Origin of the sequence: Actinomadura fibrosa (assembly GCF_900659615.1) — a bacterium.
In the GTDB taxonomy this organism is placed as follows: domain Bacteria; phylum Actinomycetota; class Actinomycetes; order Streptosporangiales; family Streptosporangiaceae; genus Spirillospora; species Spirillospora fibrosa.
Genome location: NZ_CAACUY010000012.1, coordinates 48006 through 61249, shown reverse-complemented (window position 1 = coordinate 61249; position 13244 = coordinate 48006). Strand labels below are relative to the sequence as shown.

At 72.7% G+C, this 13244-nt stretch carries 13 protein-coding genes and 3 tRNA genes; 14 read left to right on the top strand and 2 right to left on the bottom strand.

The annotated features are described in order from the left end of the window. The first annotated feature begins 67 nt into the window (after window positions 1–67). The 10 genes from E1300_RS07375 to E1300_RS07330 all read left to right on the top strand — a co-directional run bounded on the left by E1300_RS07375 (window position 68) and on the right by E1300_RS07330 (window position 7585). Window positions 68–1195 carry an acyl-CoA dehydrogenase family protein gene (locus E1300_RS07375; protein WP_131756125.1) on the top strand — a complete coding sequence of 376 codons (1128 nt, stop codon included), beginning with the start codon at window positions 68–70 and terminating at the stop codon, window positions 1193–1195. Between the two features lie 112 nt (window positions 1196–1307). Beyond that, window positions 1308–1383, top strand: a tRNA-Thr gene (locus E1300_RS07370). 388 nt (window positions 1384–1771) lie between these two features. Next, a tRNA-Met gene (locus E1300_RS07365) sits at window positions 1772–1845 on the top strand. 118 nt (window positions 1846–1963) lie between these two features. After that, window positions 1964–2128, top strand: coding sequence for a 50S ribosomal protein L33 (rpmG, locus tag E1300_RS07360; protein WP_026404241.1), 165 nt, complete (start codon window positions 1964–1966; stop codon window positions 2126–2128). A 447-nt stretch (window positions 2129–2575) separates the two neighbouring features. Next, window positions 2576–3013, top strand: coding sequence for a MaoC family dehydratase N-terminal domain-containing protein (locus E1300_RS07355; protein ID WP_131756124.1), 438 nt, complete (start codon window positions 2576–2578; stop codon window positions 3011–3013). Next, on the top strand, window positions 3013–3438 hold the full coding sequence (locus tag E1300_RS07350) for a MaoC family dehydratase (RefSeq protein WP_131756123.1): 426 nt from the start codon (window positions 3013–3015) through the stop codon (window positions 3436–3438). Before E1300_RS07355 ends, E1300_RS07350 begins: the two co-directional genes overlap by 1 nt. An 87-nt stretch (window positions 3439–3525) precedes the next feature. After that, window positions 3526–4593 carry a UDP-N-acetylmuramate dehydrogenase gene (locus E1300_RS07345; protein WP_131756122.1) on the top strand — a complete coding sequence of 356 codons (1068 nt, stop codon included), beginning with the start codon at window positions 3526–3528 and terminating at the stop codon, window positions 4591–4593. Window positions 4594–4863: 270 nt separating this feature from the next. Continuing rightward, window positions 4864–5445, top strand: coding sequence for a TMEM165/GDT1 family protein (locus E1300_RS07340; protein WP_131756121.1), 582 nt, complete (start codon window positions 4864–4866; stop codon window positions 5443–5445). A gap of 55 nt (window positions 5446–5500) precedes the next feature. Further along, entirely contained in the window at window positions 5501–6070 is a 570-nt protein-coding gene (locus E1300_RS07335) for a TetR/AcrR family transcriptional regulator (protein ID WP_131756120.1), read from the top strand. A gap of 69 nt (window positions 6071–6139) precedes the next feature. Next, a complete protein-coding gene (locus E1300_RS07330; RefSeq protein ID WP_131756119.1) occupies window positions 6140–7585 on the top strand; it encodes an MFS transporter in 1446 nt (481 codons plus the stop codon). A gap of 72 nt (window positions 7586–7657) precedes the next feature. Here E1300_RS07330 and E1300_RS07325 read toward each other — a convergent pair whose 3' ends face one another. After that, a complete protein-coding gene (locus E1300_RS07325) occupies window positions 7658–8626 on the bottom strand; it encodes an adenosine deaminase (RefSeq protein ID WP_242619002.1) in 969 nt (322 codons plus the stop codon). 345 nt (window positions 8627–8971) lie between these two features. Here E1300_RS07325 and E1300_RS07320 point away from each other — a divergent pair, with 345 nt between their 5' ends. The 3 genes from E1300_RS07320 to E1300_RS07310 all read left to right on the top strand — a co-directional run bounded on the left by E1300_RS07320 (window position 8972) and on the right by E1300_RS07310 (window position 11396). Beyond that, on the top strand, window positions 8972–9922 hold the full coding sequence (locus tag E1300_RS07320) for a YML083C domain-containing protein (protein WP_131756117.1): 951 nt from the start codon (window positions 8972–8974) through the stop codon (window positions 9920–9922). Window positions 9923–10013: 91 nt separating this feature from the next. Beyond that, a complete protein-coding gene (locus E1300_RS07315; protein ID WP_131756116.1) occupies window positions 10014–10637 on the top strand; it encodes a SigE family RNA polymerase sigma factor in 624 nt (207 codons plus the stop codon). Between the two features lie 3 nt (window positions 10638–10640). Next, window positions 10641–11396: a hypothetical protein gene (locus tag E1300_RS07310; RefSeq protein WP_131756115.1), complete on the top strand. Its 756-nt coding sequence runs from the start codon at window positions 10641–10643 to the stop codon at window positions 11394–11396. Window positions 11397–11562: 166 nt separating this feature from the next. Here the strand turns inward: E1300_RS07310 and E1300_RS07305 are convergent, their stop codons facing one another. Next, window positions 11563–12774 carry a pyridoxal phosphate-dependent aminotransferase gene (locus tag E1300_RS07305; RefSeq protein WP_131756114.1) on the bottom strand — a complete coding sequence of 404 codons (1212 nt, stop codon included), beginning with the start codon at window positions 12772–12774 and terminating at the stop codon, window positions 11563–11565. 279 nt (window positions 12775–13053) lie between these two features. Here E1300_RS07305 and E1300_RS07300 point away from each other — a divergent pair. Continuing rightward, window positions 13054–13126, top strand: a tRNA-Trp gene (locus tag E1300_RS07300). Window positions 13127–13244 lie beyond the last annotated feature (118 nt).

The following is a 13244-nucleotide window of genomic DNA, read 5'->3' as shown; positions in this document are numbered from 1 at the left end:
GGCACAGCGGGCAGAAGGAGGGAGAACCCGAGGCAGCATCCTGGAATTGGATTCTAGAATGGGAACCATGGAGTCACAGGATTTCGCCGACGTCCTCACGGCCGTCCGCAGCTTCGTCCGCGACCAGGTGATCCCCCGCGAGGAGGAGATCGAGGAGACCGACGCGATCCCGGAACCGCTGCGCCGGACCGCGCGCGACATGGGCCTGTTCGGCTACGCGCTGCCCGAGGAGTACGGCGGCCTCGGGCTCTCGCTGAGCGAGGAGGTGCGGCTCGTCTTCGAGATCGGCTACGCCAGCCCCGCGTTCCGCTCCATGTTCGGCACCAGCAACGGCATCGCCGGGCAGGTCCTCGTGCACGCCGGCACCGACGCCCAGAAGGACGCCTGGCTGCCGCGGCTCGCGTCCGGCGAGATCGTCGGGGCGTTCGCGCTCACCGAGGCCGAGGCGGGCTCCGACCCCAGCACGCTCACGACCACCGCGACCCGCGACGGCGACGAGTACGTCATCAGCGGCGCCAAGCGGTTCATCACCAACGCCCCCGAGGCCGACGTCTTCATGGTCTTCGCCCGGACGGGCGGCGCCGGCTCCCGCGGCATCTCCACCTTCCTCGTCGAGAAGGGCGCCGCCGGGCTCAAGGTCGGCCCCGCCGACGAGAAGATGGGCCAGCGCGGCGCGCACACCGCCGAGGTGTTCTTCGACGGCGTCCGCGTCCCCGCCGACGCCATGGTCGGGACCGAGGGCACCGGCTTCCGCACCGCCATGGCGTCCCTCGCGCACGGGCGGCTGAGCATCTCCGCCGTCTGCGTCGGACTCGCCCAGCGGATCCTGGACGAGACCGTCGCCTACGCCAAGGAGCGCAGCCAGGGCGGCAGCGTCATCGGCGAGTACCAGCTCATCCAGGGCCTCATCGCCGACTCCCAGGCCGAGCTGTACGCCGGACGCTCGATGGTGCTGGAGGCGGCCCGCGCCTACGACGCCGGCGAGGACACCAAGCTCGGCCCGTCCTGCGCCAAGTACTTCTGCTCCGAGATGGTCGGACGCGTCGCCGACCGGGCCGTCCAGGTCTACGGCGGCATGGGCTACATGCGCGGCGTCGCCGTCGAGCGCTTCTACCGCGACGTGCGGCTCTTCCGGATCTACGAGGGGACGAGCCAGATCCAGCAGCTCGTCATCGCCCGGAACCTGCTGCGCTGACCGGCGGAACCTGCTGCGCTGACCCGCGCGACGCCGTCGGCTCGGCGGTGGGGCAAACGAATTCGCATGCGGTGGCCGGAGGCTGTATGGTTTCACTGCGCGAACGACGCAAGCCCCTTTAGCTCAGTCGGCAGAGCGTCTCCATGGTAAGGAGAAGGTCTACGGTTCGATTCCGTAAAGGGGCTCCACGGCACCACGGCCGCCATCCGAGAAATCGGACGGCGGCCTTCGTCGTTCCTGCGACCGTTCCGGCGACCGGATCGCCCCCCATGGCGGCCGGTTCGCCTTCGTGGCAGCCGGGTGGCGGGTGCGCCTTTCGAACGCATCGCGCGTCACAGCGGTCGCGGGCGTCCCGGGCGTTCCGGCGCGGGCGCCTTGATTCGCTCCCTCGCAGGCCCTGTGATACCGTCCCACCGGTTCCAGGAGGGCGTTTCGCAGGTCACCGGCACAGCGGGTAGCCTGGGGCACGGCCCGGGAAGCCGGGAGCACAGTCCCCGATCAAGGTCCGGGACTCGGCGTTCCCAGGCTTCGGTGCGCATCCGGTATCCTTTCAATCCGGTCCACACCGACCATCACGGCGGGGTAGCTCAGTCAGGCAGAGCAAGCGGCTCATAATCGCTGTGTCGCCGGTTCAAGTCCGGCCCTCGCTACTACCCATGTCTCTCACCCCCGGTCCCGGGGGTGAGAAGGCCTGGGTCGAAACGCCGGCCGCCCTCCCCGGGGCGGCCGCACGTAGTCCATGTCCCTAGCCCAGAAAGGCACTCCATCGTGGCTGCCACCGACGTACGGCCGAAGATCACGCTGGCCTGCCAGGAGTGCAAGCACCGCAACTACATCACGCGGAAGAACCGGCGCAACGACCCGGACCGCCTTGAGATCAAGAAGTACTGCCCCAACTGCCGCACCCACCGGCCCCACCGTGAGACTCGCTAAGTCCTCGGCGTCGGGCCTGGCGGCCCTCCTTCAACGGACTTAGCAGCGATCGCAGTGTTCATTGCACTGCCCTCGGCGTCGGGCCCTGAAGGCCCTCCTTCAACGGGCACCGCGCGATCGCTGGCATCGCTCCGAACTCGCCTGGCGGCTCACTTCGCGATCAAGTTCTCGCAAGCTCGAACTTGCGCTTCGCACGCGATCGCGACTCTGGCACCGCTGCGGCTCAAGAAGCTCCTCGCAGCTGGTCGCTGAAGGTCGGTCGCGGCCGTGGTGGTTTTCTTCTTGCTCGCTTGCACGACCTTTCTTCAGCCCGTCTCTCGCGGTTCGACCCGCGGGGGGCGGGCTGAACGTCGTTCTGTTACCGTCCGACGCGAGACCGAGTAGGCATGTGCGTAGGCGCGGGCACCGGGGCCGTTGGGCCCAGTTCGACCTGGAGGGACGGATTGCATGGCACTCAACCGTGATTTCATCGGGCGGAGCTTCCCGCCCGGCGAGCCGTACGAGGTCAGCCGGGTGAAGATCAAGGAGTTCGCGGACGCCATCGGCGACCGCAACCCCGTGTACCGCGACCCGGAGGCCGCGAAGGCGGCCGGGCATCCCGACGTCATCGCGCCGCCCACGTTCCCGATCGTGGTGTCGCTCGGCAACCCCGCCATGGCCGACCCGGCGCTGGGCCTCAACTACGCGATGGTCGTCCACGGCGAGCAGCGGTTCGAGTACACCCGGCCCCTGCGCGCGGGCGACGTGGTGACGTGCACCTCGACGATCACCGAGATCCGGTCGATCGGCAGCAACGAGAAGATGGTCGTCGAGACCGACGTGAAGACGGTCGAGGGCGAGCTCGTCTGCAAGACCTACAACACGATCGTGGAGCGGGGGGCCTGATGACCGCCAAGGTGAGCTACGCCGACGTCGAGGTCGGCACCGAGATCCCCGAGCAGACCTACGCGATCGACCGCGCGAACCTCGTCATGTACGCGGGCGCGTCCGGCGACTTCAACCCCATCCACTGGCGGGAGCGGGTCGCGAAGTCGGTCGGGCTGCCGGACGTGATCGCGCACGGCATGTACACGATGGCCCAGGGCGGACGGTTCGTCACCGACTGGGTCGGCGATCCGGGCGCCGTGGTCGACTACGGGGTACGGTTCTCGTCGCCGGTCGTGGTGCCCGACGAGGGCGGCGCGACGCTGGTGATCAGCGGCAAGGTGGAGGAGAAGCTCGACGACAACAAGGTCGTCGTGGCGCTCACCGCCCGGTCGAACGACCAGAAGGTCCTCACGCGCGCCAAGGCCGTCGTCCGGCTCGCCTGAGGCACACCGAGCACGCATCGGTCCCGTCCGCGCCGCCGGGGAGTCCCGGGGCGGCGCGGGCGGGGACGCGGGGGAGGGAAGACGAACGTGGCGGTGTTCGCTGAAGAGGTGAACCTGGCCGGATACACCACGTTGCGGCTGGGCGGGCCCGCCCGGCGCTTCGTCGAGGCGACGACCGAGGCGGAGCTGGTCGCCGCGGTCCGCGCGGCGGACGAGCAGGGCGAGCCGCTGCTCGTGCTCGGCGGCGGCAGCAACCTGGTGGTGTCCGACGAGGGGTTCCCGGGCACCGTCGTGCACGTCGGCACGCGCGGGACGGAGCGCACCGCGGGCGAGGGCGACCGCGTCCGCGTGAGGGTCCAGGCCGGCGAGGACTGGGATCCGTTCGTCGCCCGCTGCGTCGCGGACGGGCTGTCCGGGGTCGAGTGCCTGTCCGGCATCCCCGGGCGCGTCGGCGCGACCCCCATCCAGAACGTGGGCGCCTACGGGCAGGACGTCAGCGAGACGATCGTCGAGGTCCGCGTGTACGACCGGCGGGCCGGGGGCTGCGTGACGCTCGACCGAGAGGCCTGCCGGTTCACCTACCGGCACAGCGTGTTCAAGGGCGACGACCGGTACGTGGTGCTGGACGTGACGTACGAGCTCCGCGAGGCGGAGGAGTCGCAGCCGATCGCGTACGCGGAGCTGGCCCGCAAGCTCGGTGTCGAGGCGGGCGAGCGGGTGACGCTGAAGGAGGCGCGCGACGCCGTCCTGGAGCTGCGCCGGGGCAAGGGCATGGTCCTGGACGCGGCGGACCCCGACACCCGCAGCGCCGGGTCCTTCTTCACCAACCCGATCCTCGAACCCGCGCAGCTCGCCGAGCTGGAGCGCCGCGTGGCCGAGCGGCTCGGTCCGGACGCCGCGTTCCCGCGCTACCCCGAGTCCGGGGGGCGGGTGAAGACGTCGGCGGCGTGGCTGATCGATCGGGCGGGGTTCGCCAAGGGGCACGAGCTCGGTCCGGTGCGGATCTCCACGAAGCACACCCTGGCGCTGACGAACCCCGACGGTGCCCGTACCGCCGACCTGCTCGCCCTGGCCCGCGAGGTCCGCGACGGCGTCCGGGAGGCGTTCGGGGTGGAGCTCGTGAACGAGCCCGTGCTCGTCGGCGTCGCGCTCTGACCTTCGCTCCTCGAAGCCTGTTCTGAGGGCATTTGACCTGCGTTGGTAGTCTGGTCTGGTCGAAGGGGAGTAGTCCCAATCGCGTGATCGACATACTGGCGTCCCAGGCGGCGCCCGGTCGCGCGGGCCCCGGACCGGCGCGGCGCCCCCGGCGCACGGCCCGTCCGAAGGCGGACGAGACCTTCGGCCCGGCAGTCATGCCGGGCCGAGGTCGCGTGCCCCCGGAAACGGCGTCCCGTCCCTCGCCCGGCATCCGAGCGAGAGGGACCCGTGTACGCCTTCGTTCTCAGCCTGGCCGTGATCTTCGTCGCCGAGCTCGGCGACAAGAGCCAGCTCATGGCCATGACCTTCGCGACCCGCTTCCGGGCGCTGCCCGTCCTCATCGGGATCACGGCCGCGACCGGGCTCGTCCACCTGGCGAGCGTGGCGGTCGGCGCGGCGCTCGGCGCGGCCCTGCCCACCGGGCCCATCTCGATCCTCGCCGGGCTGGCCTTCCTCGGGTTCGCGCTGTGGACGCTGCGCGGGGACGAGCTGGACGACGAGGAGCGCGACAAGGCCAAGCGGGCGTCCGGCTCGGCGATCCTCGCGGTCGGCACCGCCTTCTTCCTGGCGGAACTGGGCGACAAGACGATGCTCGCCACCGTGACGCTGGCCGCCGACCACGGCGGGCTGCTCGCGCTGACCGGGGTGTGGGCGGGTTCGACGATCGGGATGGTGGCCGCCGACGGGCTCGCGATCGTCGTCGGGCAGATGCTGGGACGGCGGCTGCCCGAGCGCGTCATCAAGTACGGCGCGGCGGCCGGATTCGCGATCTTCGGTGTGCTGCTGCTGGTCGAGGGCGCCACCGCGTGAGGCGGCCCGCGGGAGCTCTTGACGAAGTTAGTGATTGGCCACTAACTTGGCTTCCATGAGCCCGAGGATGAGCGCCGGAGAGCGCCGCGAGATGGCGATCGAGGCCGCGGTGGCCGCGTTCGCGCGCGGCGGCTATGAGGGCACCTCCACCGGGGTCATCGCCGAGCGGATCGGCGTCTCGCAGCCCTACATGTTCCGGCTGTTCCCGTCCAAGCGCGCCCTGTTCCTCGCGGCGGTCGACCGCTGCTTCGACGAGGTGGGCGCGGCGATGCGGGAGGGCGCCGGCGGCCTGTACGGGCCCGCGGCGATCGAGGCGATGGCGGCCGCCTACCGGCGGCTGCTCGGCGAGCGGCCGGAGTTCCTGCAACTCCAGCTCACCATCTACGCGACCGCGATCGCCGACGAGGAGCTGCGGGCGATCGGCCACGAGCGGTGGCGGCAGCTGTGGCGCCTCGTCGCCGAGCTGTCGGGCGCGTCGCCCGCGGAGGTCCTGCGCTTCATCTCGGTGGGCATGTTCGTGAACGTGCTGACCGCGTTCGACATCCCCTACACGCCGGGCACCGACAAGCTCGCCCCGTCCGTCCACGAGTGGGCGATGCGGGGAGGTGAGCCCGGCAGTCCCTGACCGGTCCGAGGGCGGTCCCCCCGGCCTCGCTTCTCTTTTTTGGCCACTGAAGTTAGTGATGGATAACTAATGAAGACACCGCATCCCGTCCGGACCTTCATCGTCACCGGCATCGCGCTGTTCATGGTCGCCCTCGACAACCTGATCGTCACCAACGCCCTCCCCGCGATCCGCACCGACCTCGGCACCGGCCTCGAAGGGCTGGAGTGGACGGTCAACGCCTACACGCTCACGTTCGCGGTCCTGCTGCTGCCGGCCGCCGCCGTCGCCGACCGGTACGGGCGCCGCCGCCTGTTCATCGGCGGGCTCGCCGTCTTCACCGCCGCCTCCGCCGCGGCCGCCCTCGCCCCGAACATCGGGACGCTCATCGCCGCCCGCGCCGTGCAGGGCGCGGGCGGGGCCGTGGTCATGCCGCTCACGCTCACCCTGCTCGCCGCGGCCGTGCCCCCGGCGCGGCGCGGGGTCGCGCTCGCCGCCTGGAGCACGATGAGCGGGCTCGGCGTCGCGCTCGGCCCGGTCCTCGGCGGCGCCGTCACCGAGTACGCGACCTGGCAGTGGATCTTCTGGGTGAACGTCCCGGTGGGCGTCGTGCTGCTCGCGCTCGCGCCCGGCTTCCTCACCGAGAGCCGCGGCGCCGCCAAGCGCCTCGACGTGCCCGGGACGCTGCTCGTCACCGGCGGACTGCTCGGCATCGTCCTCGGCCTGGTGCGCGGGAACGAGCACGGCTGGACCAGCGCGCAGGTCCTCGGCTCCCTGGTCGCCGGTGTCGTCCTCGTGCTCGCCTTCGTCGGCTACGAGCTGCGCGCCCGCGCGCCGATGCTGCCGATGCGGCTGTTCCGCGACCGCGGGTTCGCGCTGACCAACGTCGCCACGCTCGCGATGGCGTCCGGGATGTTCGGCGCGACGTTCCTGCTCGTGCAGTTCCTCCAGGGGGTGTCGCAGATGGGGCCGCTGGAGGCGGGCGTGCGGACCCTGCCCTGGACGGGGATGCCGATCCTCGTCGCGCCGCTGACCGCCCCGCTGATCGGGCGCCTCGGCGTCCGCACCGTCCTCGCGGTGGCGCTGGCGTTCCAGGCGGCCGGGCTCGGCTGGCTCGCGCTCGTCCTCGCGCCGGACGTGTCGTACGGGAGCATGGTGCCCGCGTTCGTCCTCGCCGGCGTCGGGATGGGCCTGTTCTTCCCGCCCGCCGCCCGCGCGGCCCTCGGCTTCGCGCCGCCCGAGCTCGCGGGCGTCGCGTCCGGCGTCAGCAACGCGGTGCGCCAGCTCGGCACCGTCCTCGGGGTCGCCGTGCTCGGCGCGGTCTTCTCCGGCCAGGGCGGCTTCGGGTCCCCGCAGACGTTCGTGGACGGCCTGCTGCCCGCCGTCTGGATCGGCGCGGCGGTGGTGGCCGCCGGAGCGGTCGCGGCGGCGCTGATCCCCGGACGCCTGCCGACCCACTCGCAGCCCCCCGCCGCCGCCGAGTCGGGCGCCGGAGCCGCGCCGAGCGTCGCGAACCCGGAGGCGCAGCCCGCGTAGCGCCTTGCCCCCGGCCGCCGCCGTGTCCCCGGACGCGGCGGCGGCCGTTCGTCTTTCCTCAGAGGCCTCTCGTCAGGCCTCGGACGACGCGCCGGACAGCCAGGCGTCCACCCCCGCGAGCAGCCGGTTCCGGACGTCGCCCGGCGCGGCCGACGCGCGGATCGACTGCCGCGCCAGCTCCGCCAGCTCGGCGTCGGTGAACCCGTGCTCGGTGCGGGCCAGCTCGTACTGGCGCGCCAGCCGCGACCCGAACAGCAGCGGGTCGTCGGCGCCCAGCGCGATCGACGCGCCCGCCTCGTACAGCCTGCGGACGGGCACGTCCGCCGCGGTCGGCGCCACGCCCAGGCCGACGTTGGACGCGGGGCAGACCTCCAGCGTCACGCCGCGCTCGACGATGCGGTCGAGGAGCCGCGGGTCCTCGACCGCGCGGACCCCGTGGCCGATCCGGTCGGCGGCCAGGGTCTCCAGGCACTCCCGGACGCTCGCCGGGCCGAGCAGCTCCCCGCCGTGCGGGTCCGACAGCAGCCCGCCGCGCTTGGCGATCCGGAACGCGCCCTCGAAGTCGTAGGCCCGGCCGCGCCGCTCGTCGTTCGACAGCCCGAACCCGACCACGCCCCGGTCGGCGTACCGGACGGCCACGCGCGCCAGCGTCTTGGCGTCGAGCGGGTGCCGCGTCCGGTTCGCCGCGATCACCACGCCGATCCCGACGCCGGTCGCCTCCGTCGCCTCGCGCGCCGCGTCCAGCACCAGCTCCACGGTCGGCGTCAGGCCGCCGAAGCGCGCCGCGTACCCGCTCGGGTCGACCTGGATCTCCAGCCAGCCCGACCCCTCCGCCGCCTCGTCCTCGGCCGTCTCCCGCAGCAGCCGCCGCAGGTCGTCCGGCGTCTGGAGGACGGACCGCGCGATGTCGTACAGCCGCTGGAAGCGGAACCAGCCCCGCTCGTCGGTGGCGCGGAGCCGGGGCGGCCAGTCCTCGACGAGGGCGTCCGGCAGGTGCACGCCGCGCTGGGCGGCGAGTTCCACGAGCGTGGAATGCCGCATCGAGCCGGTGAAGTGCAGATGCAGGTGCGCCTTGGGAAGCAGGGCCACGTCCGGACGGGCGGGTGCGGGCGCCACGCGGGCGCCGTCCTGGCGGTCCGGCGCGGAACGTTCCTGGGCCGGGCGGGCTGACACGGTACGGGCCTCCATGGACCAATGCTGCCGGATCACGCCGCGTCCCGAACCCCCGCCCCACCAGGATCACCTGACCGGGCTACCTGCCATGACACGCGGCGGCCATGCCGGCCGTGGCCATGCCCGAAAAAATCCGGAATCCGCGTGCAACCCCCTCCGGGGGCCGCGCGTATATGAGGGGCGCACGAGACAGCCGGGCAGAAGGAGAACAGGATGATCACGCTGAAGGCCGCCCTGATCGCGGCGTCCGCCGTCGGTGCCGTCGCGGTGGGCGGCGGCGCGACGTGGGCGATGACCGGGTCGCAGCAGGAGGCGGGCCTCCAGTCGCACGACTCCGCGGCGACGGCCGTCCGCCAGCTCAAGGACGCGGCGCCGAGCACCGCTCCGACCTGCCTTCCCGCCGCCAAGCCCGGGGCCAAGCTGCCCAAGGTGAAGCCCACCGGCGCGAAGGCGCCCGAGGCCGCGCTGCCCGGGGCGAAGCTGCCCAAGACCGAGCTGCCCGCGGGCACGAAGCTCCCCGAGGCGAAGCTTCCCGAGGCGAAGCTCCCCACGGACAAGATGCCGGCGGACGTCAAGCAGCCGAAGGCGAACGTGCCCGGGGCCGCCGCGCCCGCGAAGCCCGCGAAGCCCGGGACGCCGTCCACGCTGCCGACCTGCCTGCCGGACGCCAAGGTGAAGCTCCCCAAGGGCACGCCTTCGACCGCGCCGTCCGTGAGCGTCCCGGCCAAGCCCGCCCTGCCCGCCCTCCCCGCGCTCGACTGCTCCAAGCTCACGGCCGCGGTGAAGATCGGCGGTCCGGTCGAGAAGACCGTGATGCTGACGAAGGGCCTGCGCTACGTTTCGGTCACCAAGGGCTCGAAGGCGCTGGAGAAGCAGCACGTCTGCGCCGTCACCCAGAAGTGGACGGGCAAGGCCGGCCAGTGGCTCACGGTGGAACGGCTGAAGGTCCCCGCCCACATGACCCAGGAGCAGCTCCGGCGGGTGCTGGGCCTGCCCGAGGGCGGCACTGCGATCACCGTGGCCGGATCGGTGGCCTGGCAGGCCCCCGGCGGCAACGGCGTCCTCGCGCTCGGCCCGGACGGGTACTGGCTGTTCGTGAACGGCAGTCCCGTCCTGGCGGGCAACGGCCTCCGGGACGTGACGGCCGCGCTCAACCGCGCCTAGGACTCCCACAGTGACCCCAGCCATCTCGCGAGCGAGTGACCGACCGGGGAGGCGAAGCCGGAGGCGGGCCTCCCCGGACCATCGCGAAGCGGTGCCTCGCTCGTCCGGGCACGGCCAGGAGTGCGAGCCGCCCGGCGAGCACACCCGCGCCGGGACCGAGCCGACGCAGGCGCCGGCCGACGGCTCCCGGGCCGGGACGAAGTCGAGGCAGCGCCGGGACGACCGGTCGTTCGTCGAGTTCGTGACGGCGCGCGGCGACGCCCTCCTGCGCACCGCGTCGCTGCTGTGCGGCGCCCGCCAGGACGCCGAGGACATGCTCCAGACCGCGCTGGAGAAGGCGTACCGGCACTGGGGCAGGCTGGACGCCGACGTCGATCCGGAGCCGTACGTCCGGCGGATCCTCGTCAACCTCGTCATCAGCCGGTCCCGGCGGTGGAACGTGCTGCGGGAGATCCAGATGGCGTGGCTGCCCGAGACGCCCGCCGTCTCGGCGAACCACGCCGTGGAGCTGCGGGGGACGCTCATGGACGAGCTCCGCAGGCTGGGGCCGCGGCAGCGCGCGGTGCTCGTCCTGCGCTTCTGGGAGGACCTGTCGGAGGCGGAGACGGCGAAGGTCCTCGGCTGCTCGGTCGGGACGGTCAAGAGCCAGGCATCCCGGGGGCTCGCCAGGCTCCGGGAACGCCTCGACGAGAACCTGGCGCCACTGGGGAGCTGAGCGATGGATCTGGAGAGTGAACTGCGGAAGGCCATGGCCGAGCGGGTGGCCGAGGCGACCGCGCCGGACTCGCTCGCCGCCGACGTGAAGCGCCGCCACCGGCGGCGCGCGGCGCGGATCCGCGTCACCGTCGGCGCGGCAGCGGCGGCCGTCGCCGCGATCGCCCTGGTGCCCACCTATCAGTCGTTCCGGGCCACACCTGCCGGAGCACCCGGGACGGCCGCACCGCCGGACCGCGCCTCGGTGCTCCGGCAGCCGGAACGGCCGCCCGCCCGGGGCGTCCCCACGTCCCCGTCTCCATCGGGACGCCCCGGGACGGGCACCTCGCCGAAGCCGCCGGACGCCCGCCCGTCCGGCGGGACCGGAGGGCACACGGCGCGGCCCGGTGCGCCCGGCGGCGTCCCGGCGCTGCCCGGCTGGGTGTCCTATCTCCCGCGGGGCCTCACCGCGACGGCGCCCTGCGCGGTCGCGGACGGGGCTGGACGCAAGACGACGACCTGCGCGTGGCGCGGCTCCGCCGGCTGGGTGGAGATCGCCGTGGTGCGGGATAGCGGGCTCGGCCCCGAGGACCTCGCCCCCATGCGCGGTGTGCCCGGTCACGCGTCCGTCCGGGGGATGCCCGCGCTCACCGCGGACGCTCCCGATTCGGGCCGGCAGATCTCCTGGCTGGCCCGTCCGGGCGTCGGAGTGGTGGTCAAGGCGGGCGGCGGCACGGCGCGGAACGAGCTCCTGCGCATCGCCGAGGGGGTACGCCCCTGACCTCAAGGAGCCCCGCTCCGGTGGGGCGTCCGGGCGCGGGGAGGGGCCGCCCGCGACGCCCCGCCGAAGTGACGCTCGGACGGGACCCGTAGCTCGTCCGAGCGAGACCGGCCCCGGGAACTCGACGTTCCCGGGGCCGGTCTGTTCGTCGTGACGGCGTCCTGGATCAGGTCGCCTCGGCCAGCAGCTTGCCGACCCGCGACACGCCCTCGACCAGGTCGTCGTCGCCGAGCGCGTACGAGAGGCGGAAGTAGCCGGGCGTACCGAACGCCTCGCCCGGGACCAGCGCGACCTCGGCCTCCTCCAGGATCAGCGAGGCCAGCTCCACCGACGTCTGCGGGCGCTTGCCGCGGATCTCCTTCCCGAGCAGCGCCTTGACCGACGGGTAGGCGTAGAACGCCCCCTCCGGCTCGGGGCACACGATCCCGGGGATCTCGTTCAGCATCCGGACCATCGTCTGGCGGCGCCGGTCGAACGCCGTGCGCATCTCCGCCACCGCCGACAGGTCGCCGGTCACCGCGGCGAGCGCCGCGGCCTGCGACACGTTCGCCACGTTGGACGTCGCGTGGGACTGCATGTTCGCCGCGGCCTTCACCACGTCCGCCGGGCCGATCAGCCAGCCCACCCGCCAGCCCGTCATCGCGTACGTCTTCGCCACGCCGTTCAGCACCAGCGTGCGGTCGGCGAGCTCGGGCACCAGCACGGGCAGCGAGTGGAACTCGGCGCCGCCGTACACGAGGTGCTCGTAGATCTCGTCCGTGATCACCCACAGGCCGTGCCCGTCCGCCCAGCGGCCGATCTCCTCGATCTCGGCGCGGCTGTAGACCGCGCCCGTCGGGTTGGACGGCGAGACGAACAGCAGCACCTTCGTCCGGTCGGTGCGGGCCGCCTCCAGCTGCTCGACGCTCACCTTGTAGCCGGTCGTCTCGTCGGCGACCACGTCCACCGGGACGCCGCCCGCGAGCTTGATCGACTCGGGGTAGGTCGTCCAGTACGGAGCCGGCACGAGCACCTCGTCGCCCGGGTCGAGCAGCGCCGCGAACGCCTCGTACACCGCCTGCTTCCCGCCGTTGGTCACGAGGACCTGCGCCGCCTCGACCCGGTAGCCGGAGTCGCGCTCGGTCTTCTCCGCGATCGCGGCGCGCAGCTCGGGCAGCCCGCCGGCGGGCGTGTACTTGTGGAACCGGGGCACCCTGCACGCGGTGACCGCGGCCTCCACGATGTACTCGGGCGTCGGGAAGTCGGGCTCGCCCGCGCCGAACCCGATGACCGGGCGGCCCGCCGCCTTCAGCGCCTTGGCCTTGGCGTCGACGGCCAGCGTGGCGGACTCGGAGATCGCGGCGATGCGCTGGGAGATGCGAGGACGGTCGATGCTCATGTCCCTATCGTTACAGAAGCCGGGCCGTGACCCGGGCCATATGTCCGGGCCGGTCGCGCGGCGTCCGCCGCCGTCCCGGGAGGATCTCCGGCGGTCTGGTTCGACGCGGGGGCCTCGGAGACGTAGACTCACCCTCCAAGTGACGCGTCACCGGTATACGAGCCTGTCCGCACAAGGACGTTCCCAAGAGCCCGTAAGCTGGTGTCCGCACGATCCCGGTCCTCGCGGCCGGGTGTTTCTCCTTCACCGGAGATGCAGTATCTCCTTCATCGGAGATGAAGGGCAGTGGCTCAATTGGTAGAGCTCCGGTCTCCAAAACCGGCGGTTGGGGGTTCGAGTCCCTCCTGCCCTGCGAGGTGCGGTGCGCGCACCCGTGCCGTCCGCGCCGCGGCGGCCGCCGTGGCACCCCGCGGTACGGGCTCCGCGCGACAACCACTGGGTGGTTGGAACACGACCTATGAGGTGAACGG